The sequence below is a fragment of the Micromonospora sp. WMMD1128 genome (assembly GCF_027497235.1).
In the GTDB taxonomy this organism is placed as follows: Bacteria; Actinomycetota; Actinomycetes; order Mycobacteriales; family Micromonosporaceae; genus Micromonospora.
Window position 1 is genome coordinate 3,465,389 of the sequence record NZ_CP114902.1, and the last position, 20,489, is coordinate 3,485,877.

17 protein-coding genes are annotated in these 20,489 nt (G+C 73.8%); 10 read left to right on the forward strand and 7 right to left on the reverse strand.

Annotated elements, in window-relative coordinates; all coding sequences use genetic code 11:
• Positions 1–64: 64 nt before the first annotated feature.
• From O7602_RS15850 to O7602_RS15865, 4 genes are all read right to left on the reverse strand, one after another.
• Positions 65–1,237: an alanine--tRNA ligase-related protein gene (locus tag O7602_RS15850; protein WP_281583410.1), complete on the reverse strand. Its 1,173-nt coding sequence runs from the start codon at positions 1,235–1,237 to the stop codon at positions 65–67.
• A gap of 746 nt (positions 1,238–1,983) precedes the next feature.
• A complete protein-coding gene (locus tag O7602_RS15855) occupies positions 1,984–3,729 on the reverse strand; it encodes a glycosyltransferase (protein WP_281583411.1) in 1,746 nt (581 codons plus the stop codon).
• Between the two features lie 155 nt (positions 3,730–3,884).
• Positions 3,885–5,024 carry an acyl-CoA desaturase gene (locus O7602_RS15860; RefSeq protein WP_281583412.1) on the reverse strand — a complete coding sequence of 380 codons (1,140 nt, stop codon included), beginning with the start codon at positions 5,022–5,024 and terminating at the stop codon, positions 3,885–3,887.
• Positions 5,025–5,038: 14 nt separating this feature from the next.
• Entirely contained in the window at positions 5,039–6,130 is a 1,092-nt protein-coding gene (locus tag O7602_RS15865) for a ferredoxin reductase (RefSeq protein WP_281583413.1), read from the reverse strand.
• Positions 6,131–6,214: 84 nt separating this feature from the next.
• Between O7602_RS15865 and O7602_RS15870 the strand changes: the two genes are divergently transcribed.
• Positions 6,215–7,441, forward strand: coding sequence for a helix-turn-helix domain-containing protein (locus tag O7602_RS15870; protein WP_281583414.1), 1,227 nt, complete (start codon positions 6,215–6,217; stop codon positions 7,439–7,441).
• 34 nt (positions 7,442–7,475) lie between these two features.
• Here O7602_RS15870 and O7602_RS15875 read toward each other — a convergent pair whose 3' ends face one another.
• Positions 7,476–10,268, reverse strand: coding sequence for a BTAD domain-containing putative transcriptional regulator (locus tag O7602_RS15875; protein ID WP_281583415.1), 2,793 nt, complete (start codon positions 10,266–10,268; stop codon positions 7,476–7,478).
• 86 nt (positions 10,269–10,354) lie between these two features.
• On the reverse strand, positions 10,355–11,452 hold the full coding sequence (locus O7602_RS15880) for a right-handed parallel beta-helix repeat-containing protein (protein ID WP_281583416.1): 1,098 nt from the start codon (positions 11,450–11,452) through the stop codon (positions 10,355–10,357).
• Between the two features lie 438 nt (positions 11,453–11,890).
• Between O7602_RS15880 and O7602_RS15885 the strand changes: the two genes are divergently transcribed.
• The 9 genes from O7602_RS15885 (at position 11,891) to O7602_RS15925 (ending at position 20,206) form a co-directional block, all read left to right on the forward strand.
• Complete coding sequence (locus tag O7602_RS15885; RefSeq protein WP_281583417.1) at positions 11,891–13,207, forward strand: aminotransferase class I/II-fold pyridoxal phosphate-dependent enzyme; 1,317 nt, start codon at positions 11,891–11,893, stop codon at positions 13,205–13,207.
• Complete coding sequence (locus O7602_RS15890; protein ID WP_281583418.1) at positions 13,204–14,385, forward strand: MFS transporter; 1,182 nt, start codon at positions 13,204–13,206, stop codon at positions 14,383–14,385. The genes O7602_RS15885 and O7602_RS15890 overlap by 4 nt, the downstream gene beginning before the upstream one ends.
• On the forward strand, positions 14,382–15,347 hold the full coding sequence (locus O7602_RS15895; protein WP_281583419.1) for a sulfotransferase domain-containing protein: 966 nt from the start codon (positions 14,382–14,384) through the stop codon (positions 15,345–15,347). The genes O7602_RS15890 and O7602_RS15895 overlap by 4 nt, the downstream gene beginning before the upstream one ends.
• Positions 15,348–15,352: 5 nt before the next feature.
• Entirely contained in the window at positions 15,353–16,183 is an 831-nt protein-coding gene (locus O7602_RS15900; RefSeq protein ID WP_281583420.1) for an SDR family oxidoreductase, read from the forward strand.
• 27 nt (positions 16,184–16,210) lie between these two features.
• Positions 16,211–17,050 (forward strand): class I SAM-dependent methyltransferase, encoded by an 840-nt coding sequence (locus tag O7602_RS15905; RefSeq protein WP_281583421.1) that lies wholly within the window; start codon positions 16,211–16,213, stop codon positions 17,048–17,050.
• 14 nt (positions 17,051–17,064) lie between these two features.
• Positions 17,065–17,943: a family 3 encapsulin nanocompartment shell protein gene (locus O7602_RS15910; protein ID WP_281583422.1), complete on the forward strand. Its 879-nt coding sequence runs from the start codon at positions 17,065–17,067 to the stop codon at positions 17,941–17,943.
• Positions 17,944–17,955: 12 nt separating this feature from the next.
• Positions 17,956–19,236 (forward strand): FAD-dependent oxidoreductase, encoded by a 1,281-nt coding sequence (locus O7602_RS15915; RefSeq protein ID WP_281583423.1) that lies wholly within the window; start codon positions 17,956–17,958, stop codon positions 19,234–19,236.
• Entirely contained in the window at positions 19,233–19,934 is a 702-nt protein-coding gene (locus O7602_RS15920) for an aspartate/glutamate racemase family protein (protein ID WP_281583424.1), read from the forward strand. The genes O7602_RS15915 and O7602_RS15920 overlap by 4 nt, the downstream gene beginning before the upstream one ends.
• A gap of 101 nt (positions 19,935–20,035) precedes the next feature.
• Positions 20,036–20,206 (forward strand): hypothetical protein, encoded by a 171-nt coding sequence (locus O7602_RS15925; protein ID WP_281583425.1) that lies wholly within the window; start codon positions 20,036–20,038, stop codon positions 20,204–20,206.
• A gap of 18 nt (positions 20,207–20,224) precedes the next feature.
• Here the strand turns inward: O7602_RS15925 and O7602_RS15930 are convergent, their stop codons facing one another.
• Entirely contained in the window at positions 20,225–20,485 is a 261-nt protein-coding gene (locus tag O7602_RS15930) for a hypothetical protein (RefSeq protein ID WP_281583426.1), read from the reverse strand.
• Positions 20,486–20,489 lie beyond the last annotated feature (4 nt).

The following is a 20,489-nucleotide window of genomic DNA, read 5'->3' on the forward strand; positions in this document are numbered from 1 at the left end:
TCCTCTTCCCTCGCCGCGACGTGTGCTGTCGAGTCTGGCACCGGTCGGGCGGGCCGGCCACCGCTCAACCGGCGTCGGCGAGCAGGCCGTCGACCAGGTCGCGGGGCAGCCCGTGGGTGTCGTGCAGCCAGTGGTAGTCGCGTTCGGTCAACGGACCCCGCGCCCGGACCCGGTCGACGAGAGGTCGGCCGCGCCGCAGCAGCCCGCGGAACCGGTGCTCCTCGTCGCACAGCAGCTCGGGCAGCGGGCCCGGGTCGACCGGCTGGCGGAACCGGCGCATCGTGTCCGCGTGGAGGGTCACCGGCAGGTCGCCGAGGCTCCGCGTCGGGTCGTCGCGCCACAGCACGGTGAGCGCGCGGCGCAGCAGCCGGCGCAGCACGTACCCCCGGCCGGTGTTGCCCGGGCGTACCCCGTCGCCGAGCACGACCACCGCGGCGCGCAGGTGGTCCGCGACCACGCGCAGGTCCGTGCCGGCCAGGTCCCACCGGTCGCGGACCGCGCCCGCCCACGGGCCCAACCCGTCGCCGGTGAAGACGGACCGGTCGCCGCGCAGCACCATCTCCAGCCGCTCCCGCCCCATCCCGGTGTCGATGCTGGTCAGCGGCAGCCGAGTGAGCCGACCGTCGGGGTGGCGGTGGTGGCTCATCTGCACGTGGTTCCACACCTCCACCCAGCGGTCGTCGCCGCTCGGGCGGCCGGTCGGCGGGCCGTCACCGGTCCACACGAAGATCTCCGAATCCGGCCCACAGGGGCCGGTCGGCCCGTTGGACCACCAGTTCTCCTCGCCCAGCGCCTCCACCGGCACGCCGAGCGCGGTCCAGGTGTCCCACGCGGTCGCGTCCGGGTCGAGGTGGTCGTCGCCGCCGAAGACCGTCGCGTGCAGTTTTCGCGCCGGAATGCCGTAGCCGTCGGTGAGCAGCTCGAAGCCCCAGCGCAGGCTGGTCGCGATGTCGTAGTCGCCGAGCGACCAGGAGCCGAGCATCTGGAACACGGTCAGGTGGGTACGGTCGCCGACCTCGTCCAGGTCGGTGGTGCGCAGGCACCGCTGCACGTTCGCCAGTCGCCGTCCGCCGGGGTGCGGGCGCCCCAGCAGGTACGGCGTGAGCGGGTGCATGCCGGACGTGGTGAACAGCACCGGGTCGCCCGGCGGCGGCACCAGGGAACTCTCCGGCGCGTCCCGGTGACCGAGGCGGTGGTAGTGGTCTTCGAAGATGCGGGTGATCTCGTCGGATGTCATGGCGGGCGCCTTCCGCGGGTATGGGCGTCCGGACGGTCCGCAGCGGTGGCGTGACACGACAAAGCCGGCGGACCGTTTCCGGTCGCCGGCGATGGGTGAGGCAGGTCAGGCGGCGGCAACCGGCGAGCGGGAAGCTCGCGCGGTCGCGGCGGTGATGGTTCGCCAACTCTGCATACCCGCAACGCTAACCCACCCCGCCACCCCCGCCCACCCCTTTTCCCTGCCCGCCCGCCCCACCCTGCCCTGCCCTGCCCTGCCCTGGTGATCATGAAGTTGACGGTCATGAAGGCCTGATTTGTCGCCGCCAACTTCATGGTCAAGGGTCGACGGCCGGCGTCACGACTGCGTGATCGATGTTCCGGGCGAGATCTTGGAAGGAGAGGGCCCCTGGAGGGGCACTTTCCTTCCAAGTCACCTGGTCTCGTCGGGACGCCGCGCAGGCGTGAAAACGGGCAACCGGCCGCACGGTGGCCTGCTCTCCGGCCGGGTCTCGTGCGAGGAAGCGCGGGCGGTGATCGTTTGGCCATGATCAACACCAGTTCGGTGAAGTGGGGGCATCGCCGGTGGTCGGATACCGCCACATCACCGAACTGGCGTCCGGCCTACCGACGTCTCCCGAGCACCGCGGGCATCAAGACGGCCAAACGGGTGCAAGCTGAGTCTGTTTACCGGTCAGATCTGTCCTACTCCCGGGATGTGGGAGGAATTGTTGGCAGGTGGGAGCAGTGCGGCGGGGCGAGGAGCGATCAGGGGGTCGGGGTCGGGGTCGGAGCGGGAGTCGGGGTGAGCAGGCGGTGGTAGAGGGCGTTCAGGCGCTCGGCCTGGGACTCCCACGTCCAGGTGGGCAATGGGGAGTCCGGTCCTTCGTAGGCGGCGCGGTAGCGGGCCGGGTCGGCGAGCACCGCCCGGATCGCTCGGGCGAGATCGACCACGTCCCGGGCGCGGAACACCTCGCCCTGGCCGGTGGCCCGGACCGTGTCGGCCATGGTGCGGACGTCGCTGACCACGATCGGCAGCCGCGCGTGCGCGTACTCGAAGAACTTGGTGATCAGCGCGATCTCGTGGTTGGGCCAGTGGTGCAGCGGGATGAGGCCGACGTCGGCGCCGGCGAGGAACGCGACGAGCTGCCGGTGCGACACGTACGGCAGCACGTGCACCCGGTCGACGACGCCGTGCCGGGTGGCGCGGGCGACGACCTGGCGGACGTATCCGGCGGCGGGGTCGGCGACGACCAGGGCAAGGTGTACGCCGGGCAGCCGGGTCAGCGCCTCGACCACGGTGTCCACTCCGCGCTGCACGGCCATCGCCCCGCTGTAGACGAGCAGCGGCGTGTCGGCGGTCAGGCCGCAGCGGTTCCGCAGGTCGGGTGCGCGCCCACCGGCCGCCCGAGCCGCGTCGGGCACGGCAGCGGCGGCGGACGCCGCAACCGCGGCGGGCGCAGCAACCGCGGCGGACGCCGCAACCGCGGCGGACGCGGCAACCGCGGCGGACGCGGCAACCGCGGCGGACGCGGCAACCGCGGCGGACGCGGCAACCGTGGCGGACGCAGCAGGTGCGGGTTCACCGGCTGCGGGTTCGGCGGCGGTGACGTGTGCCGGCTCGGCGACCGGGGCGTTGAGCACGACGGTCGGGCGTTCGGGCAGGTCGTGGTCGCGGATCAGTAGGTCGGCGAGCGTGTCGGAGACGGTCACGACCGCGTCGGCGTGGCCGACGTACTCCCGGACGTAGCCCAGGTGGGCGGGCAGCCAGCGGGCGTTGTCGCGACGGGGCCGGGCACCGGGCAGCCACTCGTGGGCGTCCCAGACCAGTTTCACGACCCGCCCCTGGGCGCGGGCCCGGTCCACCGCGCGGGCGGCCACGCCGAGCATCCGGAAGTCGTGGGCGTGGATCAGGTCGGGGCGCAGCTCGTCGATGACCGGGCCGGCGAGCCGCTCGTACGCCCAGAGGCCGGGCTCCAGCCGGCGCCAGGCCCGGTCGCCGAGCCGGGCCTGCCAGTAGCGGACCTGCGCGTGCTCGACCGGTCGTCGGGCCAGCCGGGCGGCCCGCAACGCCAGCCCACCGCGCGCCACCAGCCGCCGCCGCAGGCCGCGCGCGCCACCACGCAGGACGGTCGCACCGACTCGACCGGCGCTCGCCGCGCCCGCGTCGTGCCGGCCGGCGGGCGCGTCCGGCGGCAGCACCCGCATCCCGGCGGGCGCGTCCGGTGGCAGCACCCGCATCCCGGCGGGCGCGTCCGGTGGCAGCACCCGCACCCCGGCGGGCGCGTCCGGTGGCAGCACCCGCACCTCGGCGGGCGCGTGCAACGGCAGCACCCGTACCTCGGCGTCGCCGAGCCGCCAGCGGCGCTCGGCGTCGACGTGGGCGCAGCCGAGCAGCGTGACGTCCCAGCCGGCGTCGGCGGCGGACCGGGCGGCCTTCTGCACCCGCGAGTCGCCCTCGACCGCGTTGTCGACGAGCATCACCACCCGCCGCGTCACGGTGTCGCGCTGCATCGGCCACCACACCCCTTCACCCTCGCCGGCCCGACCGGCGCGAGTGTACGGGGACGCGGGACCGCCCCGGCGATCACGGAATGCGGCCTGAGCTGGGAAGACACCGAACGTGCAGGTGGCCGCGGGCGGAAGTTCACCCGCCGTGCACGTGCCGGTCAGGCGGCGCCGGAGGGGACCAGCGGACCCGGGGCGACCGGCTGCCGGCGGTCGCGCCGGTTGGGCAGCGACAGGCGGATGACCTTCCACCAGGCGGAGGCGACCTGCTTGGGCAGCGGGCCGGTGGTGTAGCGCAGCCCGTACCTGTCGAACAGCGCCCGCACCTGCGGGGCGATCTCCTGGTAGCGGTTGCTCGGCAGGTCGGGGAAGAGGTGGTGCTCGATCTGGAAGGACAGGTTCCCGGTCATGACGTGCAGCAGGCGGGGGCCGCTGATGTTGGCCGAGCCGAGCATCTGCCGCAGGTACCACTCGCCGCGCGTCTCGCCCTCGATGGAGGTCTTCTCGAACGTCTCCACGCCGCTCGGGAAGTGCCCGCACATGATCACCGAGTGGCTCCACACGTTGCGGATCAGGTTGGCGGTGAACGTGGCGGCGAGCGTGGACAGGAACGACGGGCCGGACAGCAGCGGGTGGATCACGTAGTCCTTGAGCACCTGGCGGCGGATCTTGCGGCCGACCGCCTTCGCCCTGGCCCGGAACGCCGGGTCCTTCAACCGCTTCTGCTTGAGGTGGTCCCCCAGCTCCAGGTCGTACGCGGCGATGCCGTACTCGAAGAAGGCGGCGTTGAGCAGGTTCCACACCGGCTGGCCCAGATGCATCGGGTGCCACGGCTGGTCCTCGTCGACGCGCATGATGCCGTACCCGAGGTCGTTGTCCTTGCCGACCACGTTGGTGAAGCGGTGGTGCAGCTCGTTGTGCGACTGCTTCCACTGGGCGGCCGGGGAGACGTGGTCCCACTCCCAGGTGGTGGAGTGGATCTTCGGATCGCGCATCCAGTCCCACTGGCCGTGCAGGATGTTGTGCCCGATCTCCATGTTGTCGAGGATCTTGGCGATGGTGAGGCCGGCCGTGCCGACGATCCAGGCCGGCGGGAACAGCGAGAAGAGCAGCACTGCGCGGCTGCTCATCTCCAGCGTCCGCTGGGTCTTGATCACCTTGCGGATGTAGCGGGCGTCCCGCTCGCCCCGGTCGGCGATGACCCGGTCCCGGATCGCGTCCAGTTCCTTGCCGATGATCTCGATGTCCTCGGCGCTCAGGTGGGCGATCGGGTTGTCGGCCTTCTTCTGGATCACGGTCACGTCGGTGGCTCCTGTCAGAGATCGATGTCGCAGGTACCGGCGGCGGCCGACACGCAGGTCTGGATCCGTACGCCGTCGCCCGGCACTGCCGTGGTGACGTCGCCGTTGCGCAGGTCACGCACCGCGCCCTGGCGCAGCGGCACGACACAGCCGAAACAGATCCCCATCCGGCAGCCCGAGGGCATGAGCACCCCCGCGTTCTCCCCCGCGTCGAGCAGGGTGGTGGCGCCGTCGGCCTGGACGGTCACCCCGGCCCCGGTGAAGGTCACCGTGCCGCCGTCGCCAGGCGTTATCACCGTAGGACGGAACCGCTCGGTGTGCAGCAGATCGGTGGCGTCCCGGGCCGCCCAGTGCGCCTCGGCCGCGTCCAGCAGGCCGACCGGCCCGCAGGCCCAGGTCTGCCGCCGGGCGTGGTCGGGCACCAGGTCGTCCAGTTCGGCCACGTCGAGCAGGCCGGCGGTCTCGGTGTGCCGCTCGACCAGGCGCAGCGCGCCGCGCCCGGCGAGCGCGCGCAGTTCCGCGCCGAAGATGACGTCGTCGCGGGTCGGCGCCGAGTGCACGAGCACCACGTCGGCCCGTTCGGCGAGCCCGGCCCGCAGCATCCCCATGACCGGGGTGATGCCGCTGCCGGCGGTGAGGAACAGGACCCGCTCCGGCGTCGCCGTGGGCAGCACGAAGTCGCCCTGCGCCTGGTCGAGCTGGACGATCGTGCCGGTCCGGATCCGGCGGACCAGGTGGTTGCTGACCTTCCCGTCCGGGATCGCCTTCACGGTCACGGCGATGCGGCCGTCCGCCGCGCCGGGCACCGAAGTGACCGAGTACGCGCGCCACTGGCGCACCCCGTCGACGTCCACGCCGAGGCGCACGTACTGCCCCGGCAGGTGGCCCCGCCAGCCACGACCCGGCTGGATCACCACGGTGGCCGCGTCCCGGGTCTCCGGGCGGACGGCGACGATCCGGCCGCGCAGCGGCGCGCCCGCGCGCAGCGGGGCGATCAGGTCGAGGTAGTCGTCGGGCAGCAGCGGGGTGGTGACCGTGCCGGCCAGCCGCAGCAGCCTGTGCCGGAAGGAGGCCTTCTGGGAGCGGCGGGGCGCAGTTGTGGTCATATGACCAGCGTGGCTGCGCAATCGCATAACATCTTGACCAGCAAAGGTGAAACGGTCACGGTTTTTTGTTCGGAGGGTACAAAAATGTCGCAGGAGGCCGGGACCGGGCAGCGTGCCGCCCATCTCGATCTCGACGCCGGGGTGGCGGCGATGCTGCGCGATCGGCTCCCGACGGTCGCCGAACGCACGGTGAGCGCGATCACCGCCGAGGTGTCCGACTATTCCGGCGCGCTCACCGGCGCCATGCGGGAGAAGATCGAAAACGCGGTACGCATCGCGCTCGGCACCTTCCTCCAGCTCCTCGAGGGCACCCAGGCGTACGACCCGAGCACTCCCCTGGCACCGGCGCTGGAGGCAGCGTACGCGCTGGGCAGCGGCGAGGCCCGGTCGGGGCGGAGCATGGACGCGCTGCTGGCCGCGTACCGGGTGGGCGCCCGGGTGGCCTGGCGGGAGGTCTCCACCACGACGGTACGCAGCGGGCTGGCCGCCGAGACGGTCGCCGAGTTCGCCGAGCTGATGTTCGCGTACATCGACGAGTTGTCCGCGGCGAGCGTCGCCGGGCACGCCGACGAGCTGGCGAGCGCCGGCCGGGTGCGCCGCCGTGACCTGGAGCGGCTCACCCAGCAGCTGCTCGCCGGCGAGCCGGAGGAGTCGCTGCGGCGCAGCGCCGACCGGGCCGACTGGCCGCCGCCGCAGACGCTCACCGTCGTCCTGCTGCCCCGCCGGCACCTGCGCGCGGTGCTCGCCCTGCTCAACCCGCAGACGCTGGAGAGCGGCGAGGACCTGCCGGGGATGAGCCCGGCCGAGGACCTGGCGGTGCTGTTGGTGCCGGACGCACACGGCGGCCGGCGTCGCCAGCTCGTCCGGCTGTTGCACGGGCACCGGGCGGTGCTCGGCCCGGCCCGCCCCTGGCACCGGGTCGCCGCGTCCTACCAGCGGGCCACCCGCGCCCTCGCGCTCGGCCTCGACGCGCCGGACGCCGGGCCGGTCGACACCGAGCGTCACCTGTCCACGTTGCTGCTCAGCATGGACCCGGAGGCGCTCGCCGACCTGCGTACCCAGGCCCTCGCGCCGCTTGCCGCGCTGCCCCCGGCCACCGCGCACCGGCTGGCCGAGACGCTGCGGTCGTGGCTGCTGCACCAGGGCCGTCGCGACGACGTGGCGGCGGACCTGTTCGTGCACCCGCAGACCGTCCGCTACCGGATGGGCAAGCTCCGCGAGCTGTTCGGCGACCGCCTGCTCGACCCCGCGACGGTCCTCGACCTCACCATCGCCCTCGCCGTCCCGGAGCAAGGCGGGGCCCCCGCTTAACGCCTCCGGCAGAGGCGGGGCCCCCGCTTAACACTCACAGCAGCGCGGCGATCCGATCCGCGTCCGGATGGTCGTTGGCGCGCAGGATGTTCAACGCCTCCCGCCAGGTCTGCCGCGCGGCCTCGGCCTCTCCGGCGGCCGCCAGGGCGGCCCCGAGCCGACGCAGGGTGAATCCCTCGTTCATCCGGTCACCCAGGTCGCGGTAGCGGGCGATGGCCTGCCGGTAGCAGTCCACCGCCCGGTGCGCGTCCACGTTCCGGTAGGCGTGTCCGAGGGTGTCCCAGACGCTGGCCTCGCCCATCCGGTCGCCAGCCCGTTGGAGGCGGTCCAGCGCCCGCCTGCCGTACGCGGCGGCCCGCTCGTGGTCGCCGAGCTGGGCGAGGCACCAGGCGACCGAGTTCAGCGCGTAGCTCTCGCCACGGTCGTGGCCGGCCTGGCGGAACAGGGTCAGGGCCTGCTCGTCGTGCCGGAGCGCCTCGGCCAGCTCACCCTGCTCCTCGGCCAGCCAGCCCAGGCAGCGGTAGATGAACGCCTGGCCCACCCGGTCGCCGAGGTCGTGATAGAGCGAGAGGGCTTGCCGGTAGTCCGCCCGCGCGTCGTCGAACCGGCGTAGTTCGACGCATGAGCTGCCGTGCAGCCGGTGTGCCTCCGCCACGGTGGCCGGGTCGCCCAACCGACGCGCGACGGTCACCCCCGCGCGGCCGACCCGTTCCCAGTCGTGCCGGTGGCCCCGCCGGGGCAGGAAGTTGGCCATCGCCCAGGACAGCCGCCAGGCCGGCCTGTCGAGCCCGTCGGCGACGGCCTGCTCGATCGCCGCCAGCAGCCCGGCGTGCTCGGCGGTGAACCAGGCCAGCGCCGCCTGCCGGTCGGCGAAGCCGAGCACCGTGACGCCCGGCGCCGGCGGCGGCACCGGCAACGGGTCGCGGTTCGGCCACAGCAGCCGGTCGGCGCCGAGGGCGGTGTGCAGGTAGTGGTCGAGGAGGCGTCCCCACGCGGCGCGCCGCCCGGCGCTGCCGTCCGGCGGCCCCAGTTCGTCCGCGTAGGCCCGGAGCAGGTCGTGGCGGGCGTACCGGCCGGGCAGGTGTTCGGTGACGAGGTGCGCGGTGGCCAGCTCACGCAACGGCGACCGCACCTCGTCGACGTCCCGGCCGGCGAGACTGGCCAGGGCCTCGGCGCGCAGGTCCGGACCGGCCGGCAGGCCCAGCAGCCGGAACAGTCGGTCCGCCGCCTCGGTGAGGCCCCGACGCGACCAGGAGAGCACGCTCCGGACGTCCGTGCCCGTGTCGCCGTGGGCGAAGGCGTCGAGATCCGGTCCGCCCCGGTCCGCGCGCAGCTCGGCGGCGAGCGATCCGAGCGGGAACTCCGGGTGGATGGCGGCCCGGGCCGCCGCGACCGCCAACGCCAGCGGAAGCCGGGCACACGAGTCGATGATCTCGTCCACCGCCGCGTCCTGACCGGCCAGGCGTTCGGCGCCCAACCGGCGCGCCAGGAACCGCCGCGCCTGCCCGCGGTCGAGCAGTTCGAGCCGGACCGGACGGGCTCCGTCGACGGCGACCAGGCCGGGCAGTTGGCTACGGCTGACCGCGATCACGGCGCAGCCCGGCACCCCCGGCACCAGTGGACGGGCTCGCCCGGCGTCGTCGATGTTGTCGAGCACCACCAGGACCCGCCGGTCGGCCAGCAGGGACCGGTAGAGCGCGGTCTGCGCCTCGACGGTCGCCGGGATCCGCGACGGCGGTACGGCGAGCGCATCCAGGAAGACCCGCGCCGCCTCGCCCGGTTCCATCGCCAGCCCGGTGGGGTCGAAGCCGCGCAGGTCGACGTAGAGCTGACCGTCCGGAAAGCCGGCGGCGACGAGGTGCGCCAGGCGCAGCGCGAAGAACGTCTTCCCCACCCCGGCCGGGCCCGAGACCAGCACCGTCACCGGTTGCCGGCGGGACCCGTCGAGCAGGCGACGGGCGGTGGCCAGTTCGTCGGCGCGGCCGACGAAGTGCGGCGGGTCGGGCGGCAGCAAGGACGGACGGGCCAGTTTCGGCTGGTGGGCGACCGCCGGTCCGACGGGCAGGCGGCGGTGCAGGATCTCCCGCTGCAACTCCGCCAGCTCCGGCGCCGCGAGGCCCCGTTCCCGCAGCAGGCGCAGCCCCTCCCGGCACACCTCGGCAGCCTCGTCGACCCGGCTGTCGGCGTAGAGCGCCCGGGCGAGCAGGCGGCGTGCCGTCTCGTCGTAGGGGTCGTCGACGACCAGGCCGGTCAACCCGTCGATCGCCTCGGCCCACCGACCGAGCGCCGACAGGGCCTCGGCGTGCCCGCGTCGCGCCGTACGTCGGGCGGAGTCGAGCCGGGCGACGTGCGCCAGGGTGAAGGGACGGTCGGCCACCTCGGCGAACGCCGGGCCGCGCCACAGCGCCAACGCCTCCGTCAACAGGGCGACGGCCCGTTCGATCAGGTCGGACTCGTCGGCGGCCAGCAGCCGCCGCGCCTCGGCGCAGCGGCGCTGGAACCGGTCGGCGTCGACCGCGTCCGGCGGCAGGTCGAGCCGGTACGCCGACCCGGCGCCGAGGCCGGTGGTGACCAGGATCGGCGGCTGTCGCGGGCCGGTCGCCGGGGCGAGCGCCCGCCGTAGGTGCGAGACGTGACTGCGGAGGGTGGCGCGAGCCGCCTCCGGCGCCGGGTCGCCCCAGAGCAACTCGACGATCCGGTCCGCCGGCACCGCGGACCCGGCCTCCACGAGCAGCACCGCCAGCAGTTCCACGAGTCGCGGACCCAGCCGGACGGGCCGGCCGTCGTGCTCCACCCGGATCGGCCCGAGCACGTCGACCCGCAGCAACCCGAGATCACGCTCCGCCCCCGCCCGACGATCGCCGACCCCCCGACTATAGACGGCGGCGAATGGTCACGGCGGGGGCGGAGATCTCACCAGGGGCGCGTGCTCACGTAGACGTTGCCGCCGCCGAACGTGACCGGATCGCTCGCGCAGCCACCGAGGTTCGCGTTCTTCGCGTCGTCGTGGCCCCACAACCGGACCCGGACCGGGTCGATGCCCCCCTGCGGATCCTCGTTCCACGCGTCCCCGTTGTAGGACGTGTCACCCACTTTGTTGTTCTTGAACACGTTACCCACGCCGCAGTCCTCGCTGTCGAAGCGCCAGTCGCTCATGATGGCGTACGCGCCGGCCCGCCAGAACATGTTCCCGTCGGCGACGTTGTACTTGCTGTTGTGGCGGGTCCGGATCGGATCGCCGGTGACGTAGCCGAACCGGTTCCCGGCGATGGTGCTCGAATTGCTGTAGTTGGCGAGGTAGACCCCGTGAATGGCGGCCGGGCTGTCGTCGTTGGCAAGGTAGTAGAAGCGGTTTCCCTCGATCCGGGTGCCGGTCGAGTTCGTCACGTGGACACCGCCGTAGCCCGTGCCCGTACCGTTGGCGTTGTAGTGGTCCCCCAGGTATTGGAACGTGTTTCCCCGGATGACGATGTCGCCGGCCCGGTCCCCCGGCTTCCCGGCGACCCGGATGCCCCCGTTGCGGAAGTACTGGAACGTGTAGCCCTCCACCACCACGCCGCTGTCGGCGGACGTCAGCGTCATGCCGTAGCCGGCTGCGGCCGTGCCGACGTCGTCCCCCGTGGCCGACGTCGGCACGGCCGCCGACCGCATCCGCGATCCGTCGAGCACCACCGCGCCGGTGCCCGGGATGGTCGAGAAGGTCACCCTGCCGCCGCGCGGGGCGTAACTCCACCGGATCGGGGAGGTGAGATGGTGGACGCCGCCCCGCAGCAGGACCCGGGCGTCGCGCGCACCTCGGGCCCGCAGGACCGACTCGGCCGCGGCCACCGAACCCACCGCCCGTTCGGGGGCGCTTCCGTCCCGCTGCTGACCACCGTGGAGGGCGGCCGGCCCGGTCGGGTCCACGTAGACGGTCACCGGGCCCTCCGGCGCGGCCTGGGCCGCACCTCCGGGCAGAGCGGTCGCGGTCGCGACCGCCAACGCCATCGACCAGGCACGGATTCTGCGCATGAGTCATTCCTTCCGTCCGACTGATGCCGACCTCGACAGATTGGAGGCGGGGTGTGGAAACGGCGTGGAAGGTCCCACTCCGCCGGCCGGGTAGGCGAGGTGCGGCGGCGCGGCCGGGCCACCACGGGCGGTTCATCCTCGCGGGTGGACCGCGGTGGGCCCGACGCCCGCCACGAGGGGCAATTCCCTATTGTCCACTGTCACTGTGAGCGACGCCTGTGCGAATTCCCGATCGCATGTTGACGGCCGGAGATCGAAAGGCAATCATGATGGTCACTGGATCCACCTCACGCCAATGTCGGATCCGGTGGCTTCTCCCACTTGACGACGGGATCGCGCCGTAATGCGAGATTCCGCCGGGCGAGCACGCCCGGCGCGCACCGGCAAAAACCCATCGATCGAATAGGACATGCCGCCGCTCGCCCGAGGAGTCCGCCGGTGAAGGGGAACGACGACGCTCTCGCGCCGAGCCGGCCAAGGCCGGTCTCGTGCGGCGCTGAGCTGCAAGAACAGCTCGCGCTGCACGGCGGTCGGCCGGTCCGGCGCACGCCGTGGCCCACCTACGACAAAGGCGCGGTATTCGTACATCCCGAGGACGAGGAGGCCGCAATTCGGGCCATCCGTAGTCATCTCTACTTCCGCTACGACCACCGGCCGCAGAACGAAACCGAATGCGGTCGCTTCGAGGACGAACTGTGCCGTTATTTCGGCACCCGGCACGCTCTCGCCGTTTCCAGCGGCACGGCCGCGCTGGCTCTCGCCCTGATGGGCGCCGCCGTGCCGGCGGGGTCATTGGTCGCCTGCCCCGGATTCACTTTCGTCGCCACTCCGAGCGCCATTATGATGGCCGGCTGCCGACCATTCCTGGTCGAGGTCGACGACGACCTGCGGATGGACCTCGACGACCTGCGCCGACGGTGGCGGCCGGACATCCGCGCCATCGCGGTGGTGCACATGCGGGGGTTCGCCGCCGACGTCGAGGCGCTCGCCGCGTTCGCCGCCGAGATGGGCGTGCCGCTGATCGAGGACACCGTGCCGGCGCTCGGGGCCGAACTCAACGGCCGCAAGCTCGGCACGTTCGGCGCGGCCGGCGCGTTCAGCACCCAGTCCGACAAGGCGCTCAACTGCGGTGAGGGCGGCTTCCTGCTGACCGACGACAGCACCCTGTTCGCCCGGGCGGTCGCGCTCTCCGGGGCGTACGAGGGGCGGCTGCGCCGGCACTTCACGCACGGCGAGCCGTCCGTGAGCGGCCTGGACCTGCCGCTGCTCAGCCTGCGGATGGACGAGATCCGGGCAGCTCTGCTGCGGGCCGAGCTGACCCGGCTGCCGCAGCGGCTGGGGTTGTTCCACCGCAACTACGCCCACGTCGCCGCGGCCCTGGCCGACCTTCCCGGCATCGCCGTACGACGACCGGTCGCGCCCGGGGCGTACCTCGGGGAGGCGTTCGTGTTCCGCGTGCCCGGCGGCGACGCGGGCTGGTTCACGCGGGCGCTGCGGGCCGAGGGGATCGACGCCCGCAACATCGGCGCGGACGACGACCTCAACGTCCGCGCGTTCTGGAACTGGCGCTTCCTCTACGACGACACGGCGGACCCGGCGCGGATCCGCGCGACCCTGCCGCGCACCGCGCGGCTGCTCACCGAGACCGTCGACGTGCCGCTGTCGTCGAACCTCACCCCGGACGACTGCGACGACCTGGTCCGCGCGGTCCGCAAGGTGGCCGCCGCCCGCGACCCCGCGCTGGCGCGGCCGTGAGCGGCGCGGACGCCGAGCCGAAGCGCCTGCCCCGGCTCGCGCTGGTCGGGCTGCTCGGCGGGCTGTTCGCCGGCTACCTGGGGTTGACCGCCGTCATCCCGGTGCTGCCCGGCTTCCTGCGGGAGCGGCACGACGCCGGTGACCTCACCGTCGGCGTCGTGGTCACCGTGACCGCGGTGACCGCGCTGCTGGTCCGGCCGGTCGCCGGCGCGCTCGCCGACCGGTACGGCCATCGCACGGTGATGCTGACCGGCGCGCTCGTGGTGGCCGCCGGTGGCCTGCTGTACCTGGCGCCGCTGAGCGTGCCCGCGCTGGTGGCGGTGCGGCTGCTGCTCGGGGCGGGCGAGGCGGCGCTGTTCACCGCCGGCGCGGTGTGGATCGTCCAGCTCGCCCCGCACCACCGGCGCGGCCAGCTCATCGGCCTGTACGGGGTGAGCATGTGGGGCGGCATCTCCGCCGGCACGTTCCTCGGCGCGACCGTGCAGCAGGCCGGATACCCGGCGGTGTGGGCGCTCAGCGCCGCCGCCCCGGCCGTCGGGGCCGCGCTCGTCGCGGTGGCGCCGACGCCACCCCGCGCCGCCCCGGCGGCCCGGGGTGGTGGACTGCTGCTGCGCCCCGCACTGCTGCCCGGCGTGGCGCTGACGTTCGGCGCCGCCGGGTACGCCGGGCTGGCCGCGTTCGTGGTGCTGCACCTGGACGAGCGGGGCATCGGCCACGGGGTGGTGGTGCTGAGCTGCTTCAGCGCCGTCTACGCCGGCACCCGGCTCGTCATCGGTCACCTGCCCGACCGGCTCGGCCCCCGCCGGGTGGCCACCTGGTGCGGGGTGGGCGAGGCGGTCGGGCTGCTGGTCATCGCGGTCGCCCCGAACCTGCCGGTCGCGGTGGCCGGCAGCGTGGTGATGGGCGTCGGGTTCTCGCTGCTGCACCCGTCGCTGGCGTTGATGGTGATGAACCGCACCGACCCGGCGCGGCAGGGCGCGGCGATCGGGGCGTACACCTCGTTCTGGGATCTTGGGCTGGCGGTGTGGGGGCCGGCGACCGGTCTGGTCGCCGCCGGGTTCGGCTACCCGGCGGTGTTCGTGGCCGGCGCGGCCGGCGCGGCGGTCGCCGCCGCGATGGCGCTGCGCATCGGCCGCCCCGCCGCCGACCGGGTGCCGATGGAGGTACGGACGTCATGAGCGCACCCGTGACCGTGCTCAGCGTCACCGGCTGGTGTCGCAACGGCAGCACCATCATCGGCAACGTCCTCGGCGAGGTACCCGGCGTGGTGCACGTCGGCGAACTGCACTTCCTGTGGAAGAACGCCACCGGTCGCGGGGTCAACGACAGGTGCGGCTGCGGACTGCCGCTGACCGACTGCCCGCTGTGGTCGGCGGTGCTGCCGGTCGGCCGTCCGGCCGGCGTGTCCGCGGACGCACACGCCGCCGAGGTGATCCGGCGCCAGCGCGCCCGGCTGCGGACCCGGCACACCTGGCGGGTGCTGCGCCGGGGCGCGGACGACGCGGCCACCCGCACGCACGCCGAGCTGCTCGGCGCGGTCTACCGGGAGGTGGCCGCGCGCACCGACGCCCGGGTGATCGTGGACAGCACCAAGATCCCCGGCGAGTCGGCGTTGCTGCCGCACGTGCCCGGCGTCGAGCCGTACTGGCTGCACCTGGTCCGTGACCCGCGCGCGGTGGCGCACTCCTGGCGGGAGCCGAAGGACTACGTCTACGCCATGTCTGCGGCGCGCAGCACCGCGTACTGGCACGGGTTCAACCGGGCCTCGGCCGCGATCAACCGCCGGCACCCGGGGCGGTCGGCGTTCCTGCGTTACGAGGACTTCGCCGCCGACCCGGCCGGCAGCATCGGCACCCTGCTGCGGCTGGTCGGCGTCGACCCGGCCGGCAACCCGGTCCGGGACCGGACCGTCGAGCTGCGCGGCAACCACACGGTGACCGGCAACCCGGACCGGTTCCGCACCGGTCCGACGATCGTCCGGGACACGGACGACGGGTGGCGGCGCACGCTCACCGGCCGGCAGCGCCTCGCCGTGGCGGCGCTGGCGTGGCCGCTGTCCGCCCGCTACGGCTACCGGTCCGGCGCGCCGGTCGGCGCGCACCCCGGCGCGGCGGTCCGCGCCGGTGAGACGGAGAGGTGACGGACGTGGATCTGGGGCTCACGGGTCGGGTGGCGCTTGTCGCCGGCGGCACCAGCGGCATCGGGCTGGCCTGCGCGAAGGAATTCGCCGCGGAGGGCGCGCACGTGGCGGTCTGCGGGCGCGACCCGCAGCGCCTCGCCGCGGCCGAGCGGGAGCTGGCCGCGGTGACCACCGGGCGGGTCAGCGCCACCGGCGTGGACGTCACCGACACCGACGCCGCCGCGCGCTGGGTCGACCGGGTCGCCGCCGACCTCGGCGGGGTGGACGTGCTGCTGGTCAGCGGCGGCAGCCCGCCGTTCGGCACCGCCACCGCCTTCGCCACCGACGACTACCGGGCGGCCGTCGACCAGGTGCTGCTGCCCGCGGTCGCGCTGTCGCTGGCCGCGCTGCCGCACATGCGCGCCGCCGGGCGGGGCCGGCTGCTGCTCGTCGCCTCCGAGACCGCCTGCGTGCCGATCGGCCCGCTGGCGCTGTCCGGGGTGACCCGGGCCGCGCTTGTCCGCTTCGCCCAGGGGCTCGCGGTGGACGTGGGCCGCGACGGGATCACCGTGAACGTGCTCGCGCCCGGCGGGGTGCGTACCCCGCCGATGGAACGCGTGGCGGCCCGGCTGGCCGGCGACGACGGCGACGTGGAGACCCGGCTGGCCGCGATGGGCCACCACAGCGCGCTCGGCCGGCTGGCCCGCCCCGAGGAGGTGGCCGCGGTGGCCGCGTTCCTGGCGGGCGAACGGGCGTCGTACGTGACCGCCGGCGTGCACCTGATCGACGGCGGCGCCGCCGCCACCGGCCCCGACCTGCCGCACCTGACCGGGATCCGCAAGGACACCTACGCCTGAGTCCGCCCGACCGCACAGGGGAGTCCGATGTCCACGACCAGCCAGTTCACCGAGCGCGACGTCTCCGAGTTCTTCGACCAGACCACGCGGACGTACCTCAGCTTCTGGGACAGCGAGGGCGTGCTGCACACCGGCTACTTCGCCGCCGACGCCGACGCCGACTACCACGCGGCGGCCGACCGGACCTCGGACATCCTCGCCGAGGACGCCGGCATCGACGCGTCGTCGCACGTGCTCGACGTCGGCTGCGGCTGCGGCAACTTCCTGCTGCGGCTGGCCGGACGCACCGGGTGCCGGGGCGAGGGGGTGGACCTGAGCACCGAGCGGGTCCGGTTCGCCGAACAGCGACGCGCCGAGCGCGGCGCCGGGCTGGACGTGTCGTTCCGGCACGGCTCGGCCACCGCCCTGCCGTACGCCGACGACACGTTCACGCACGTGGTCAGCCAGGATGCGCTGTTCCTGGTGCCGGAGAAGCCACGCAGCCACGCCGAGATGTTCCGGGTGCTCGCCCCCGGCGGGGTGCTTGCCGTCTCCGACTTCCTCCAGCCCACCGAGCGGATCGGCGAGGCGGCCCGGCGGCACGTCTACGACCGGGTGCGCTGGAACGGCGGCTACTCGCTCGACGGCTACCGCCGGGCGTTGACCGAGGCCGGGTTCGTGGACGTGGTGGCCCGCAGCCTCGACGCGCACATCCGGCAGACGTACCGGGTGCTGGGCCGCACCGCCCGGGAGCGTGCGGAGACGACGGCGGACGAGGCGGCGCGGACCTGGATCCTCGGCTTCGCCGAATCCTGCGACGAGATCCAGGCGGCCATCGACCGGGGCGAGTTCGGCTGGGGCATGTTCGTCGCCCGCAAGCCGGCCTGAGGAAGGGACAGCAGATGCCACAACCCATGGAGACCGTGAAGCGGACCATCGCCGAGGTGGTCGCCGCGCGGAAGACCCAGATGTCGCCGGGCGGACTGTTCGTCGAGGCGTTCGCCAAGGACGGCTTCGACACCAGCGTCGACTACGACGTCACCGTCACCGACTCGCTGACCAGCTCCCGGCGCAAGCCGCGCTACCCGTCCCGGAACGTGCTGAAGGTGGTGGACCTGTCCCGGGATCCGCAGGACTTCTACTGGCACGAGAGCCCACCCCGGCCGGACGACCCGGCGGTCGACGGCGCGGACCTGCGCCGGGAGGCCGCCAACCACTTCCACCGCTCCCCCATCCCGCCGCTGCTCACCACCACCGCGTGGGTGCAGGTGCCGGACACGCTGTGGGAGGACCCGGTCAGCTTCGCCCAGTTCATCGACTACCGGCTGGTGGTGCGGCTGGCCACCGCCGAGAACCACACCATCCTGCGCGGCGAGGGCGGGCTGCTGGCCATGCCGGACCTGGGCCGGCTCACCGAACCGGGGCCATTCGGCTCGACCATCCTGTCCGCCTGCAACGAGGTGGAGCAGATGGGCAGCACCGCGGACGGGCTGATCATCAACCCGGCCGACTACTACCGGCTGCTCGGCAACGGCACGCTGATGCGCGACGTGGAGGAGAACGGCGTCTTCATCGTGCGTACCCGCCTGGTCGACCCGGGCACCGCGATCGTCGGCGACTTCGGCCACGGCGCGCTGCTGTTCGACGCCGGCCGCTCCACGATCGGGTTCGCCGAGCCACCGCCGGGCACGTTCGCCGAACCGGGAGTGGCGTTGCGCGCCGAGATCTGGGAGCGGGTCGTGGTCAACCTGCCCACCTGCTTCTTCGTCGTCACGCTCTGACCGGCGGCGACGATGACGACACCGGCCCGCAGCGACCCCGACGTGCTGGTCATCGGCGCCGGCGTGGTCGGGCTGTGCTGCGCCTGGTTCCTGCGCCGCGCCGGCCTCACCGTGACCGTGGTGGACCGGGTTGAGGTCGGCGACCCGTCGGCCTGCTCGGCCGGGAACACCGGCTTCGTCGGCACCCAGGGCTCGGCGCCGCTGGCCGAGCCCGGGGTGCCGACGAAGGGCGTCCGCTGGCTGTTCAGCCCGGAGAGCCCGTTCTCGGTCAAGCCCCGCCTCGACGGCGCGCTGCTGACCTGGTTGTGGCACTTCCGCCGGCACTGCACCGAACGGCACGCCCGCGCCGGCTTCGAGACGCTGCTCGCGCTCAAGCAACGCAGCCTGGCGCTGCTGCGCCAGATCTGCGCCGAGGGCGAGCTGACCGGCACGCTCACCGCCCGCGGCATGATCCTGGCCTGCCACACCGAGCAGGGGTACGCGCAGGCGCGCCGGACGATCCCGGCGGCGACCGCGCGTGGGGTGCCGCTGCGTGAGCTGGACGCCGCGGAGCTGGCCGAGTTGGAACCGGGCGTCGACTTCGCCGTGGCCGGCGCGCTGTTCAACGAGGAGGGCGCCGCGCTGCGCATCCCCGCGTTCCTGGTCGGCCTCGCCGAGGAGCTGCGGGCGCGCGGCGTGGAGATCCTCACCGGCGCCGAGGTACGCGACTTCGAGGTGACCGGCCGGCGGGTGCGTGCGGTCCGGACCGGCCGGGGCGACCTGCGCCCGACCGAGGTGGTGATCGCCGCCGGGGTGTGGTCGGCGGCGTGCGCCCGGATGCTCGGCGTCGGGCTGACCCTGCAACCGGCGAAGGGCTACACGGTCACCGTGCCGGCCGGGCCGGGCACGCCCACCCGGCCGGTGCTGCTCAGCGAGGGCAAGGTCGCGGTGATGCCGCTCGGTGACCGGGTCCGCGTCGGCGGCACGCTGGAACTGTCCGGGCTGGACGCCTCGGTGTCGCCGCGCCGGGTGGACGGGATCCTGCACACCGCCCGGCGCTACCTGCCGGCGCTGGAGACCGACCGGCGGCTCGACGTGTGGAGCGGACTGCGCCCGTGCACCCCGGACAGCCTGCCGCTGATCGGCCGGGCCGGCGGTTGGGGAAACGTCAGCGTGGCGACCGGGCACGGGCACATCGGGATGGGCCTGGCCCCGGCCGGCGGGGAACTGCTCGCCCAACTCGTGACCGGTGCCGAGCCGGCCGTGCCCCTGGAGACGTTCGCCCTGGACCGCTTCCGGAAGGGGATCTCGTGAGTGACCGGCCGGAGATCGGGGTGCTCTGCCTCGACACCAGCTTCGACAAGATCCCCGGGCACATCCGCAACCCGGCGACGTTCGACTTCCCGGTGCGTTACCGGGTGGTCGAAGGCGCCACCCCGCAGCGGCTGGTACGCGAGGCCGACCCGACGCTGCTGGAGCCGTTCGTCGCCGCGGCCCGCGACCTTCAGGCCGCCGGGGTGGCCGGCATCACCGGCGCGTGCGGCTTCCTGGTGCTGTTCCAGGCCGAACTCGCCGCCGCGGTGGACGTGCCGCTGTGGTCGTCGAGCCTGGTGCAGGTGCCGATGGTGCACCTGATGGTCGGGCGCACCGTGGGGCTGCTGGTCGCCGACGAGGCGGCGCTCACCCCCCGGCACCTGGCCGCGGTCGGCGCGGCGGACGTGCCGGTCGCGGTCACCGGGATGGCCGGGCAGCCCGAGTTCCGCGAGGTGATGCTCCAGGGGCGGCGCGACGCGCTCGACGTCGACCGGCTGGCCGCCGAGGTGGACGGCCGGGCGGACGCGCTCGCCCGCGCCCACCCCGACCTGGGCGCGCTGGTGATCGAATGCACCGACCTGGTGCCGTTCGCCCACCGGATCCAGGCGCGGCTCGGCGTGCCGGTGTTCGACATCGTCACGCTGACCACGATGGCCCACGCGACGCTCACCCGCCGCCCCTACGCCGGGAGCCGGTGACCGGCCGGAAGACGGAAACGCGCACCCTGCCTCCGGGTGGCACATACCGTGGGCAGGAGGGCAGCCGGGCAGGGAGGCGGCCGGGACCGGAGGGGGACGCCGTGACGGAGCCGGAAGAGGAGCAGGAGAAGACCGGCAAGACCGACCGGGTGCTGTTCTCCCCCGACGGCGACCCGCACCACACGCTGGCGGAGGCCCCGCAGCCGGACGAGCACCTCGACGTCACCGCCACCGTCGACGACCGGACCGAGGTCGTCGACGACGAGCAGTGAGCCGGGGCCGGGCCGCGCTCAGACCGGTGGGATGCCGGAGCGGCCGATGGCCGACATGTCGCCGCCGCCGATCTCACTGGGCGCGGCCGGCGGTGGGGCCGTGGCCTCGGTGCGGTCCTCGATGCAGGCGTCACCGAGCCCGTGCATCAACTCCCCGATGGCGGCCAGCGCCGACCCCTTGTCCGGGCAGGGCCGGCCGGTGGCGAGCACCTGGCCGTCGCCGCCGAGCACGGTGAACCCGACCCGGCCGTCGGTCTCGCTCTCGATGACGAACCTCACCGCG

What these genes read in the sequence shown, in the direction of transcription:
- O7602_RS15855 (WP_281583411.1), bottom strand. Translation starts at nt 3,729, where the DNA reads ATGCAGCGCGACACCGTGACGCGGCGGGTGGTGATGCTCGTCGACAAC.
- O7602_RS15895 (WP_281583419.1), top strand. Translation starts at nt 14,382, where the DNA reads ATGAGCGCACCCGTGACCGTGCTCAGCGTCACCGGCTGGTGTCGCAAC.
- O7602_RS15910 (WP_281583422.1), top strand. Translation starts at nt 17,065, where the DNA reads ATGCCACAACCCATGGAGACCGTGAAGCGGACCATCGCCGAGGTGGTC.
- O7602_RS15870 (WP_281583414.1), top strand. Translation starts at nt 6,215, where the DNA reads ATGTCGCAGGAGGCCGGGACCGGGCAGCGTGCCGCCCATCTCGATCTC.
- O7602_RS15865 (WP_281583413.1), bottom strand. Translation starts at nt 6,130, where the DNA reads ATGACCACAACTGCGCCCCGCCGCTCCCAGAAGGCCTCCTTCCGGCAC.
- O7602_RS15915 (WP_281583423.1), top strand. Translation starts at nt 17,956, where the DNA reads ATGACGACACCGGCCCGCAGCGACCCCGACGTGCTGGTCATCGGCGCC.
- O7602_RS15880 (WP_281583416.1), bottom strand. Translation starts at nt 11,452, where the DNA reads ATGCGCAGAATCCGTGCCTGGTCGATGGCGTTGGCGGTCGCGACCGCG.
- O7602_RS15850 (WP_281583410.1), bottom strand. Translation starts at nt 1,237, where the DNA reads ATGACATCCGACGAGATCACCCGCATCTTCGAAGACCACTACCACCGC.
- O7602_RS15905 (WP_281583421.1), top strand. Translation starts at nt 16,211, where the DNA reads ATGTCCACGACCAGCCAGTTCACCGAGCGCGACGTCTCCGAGTTCTTC.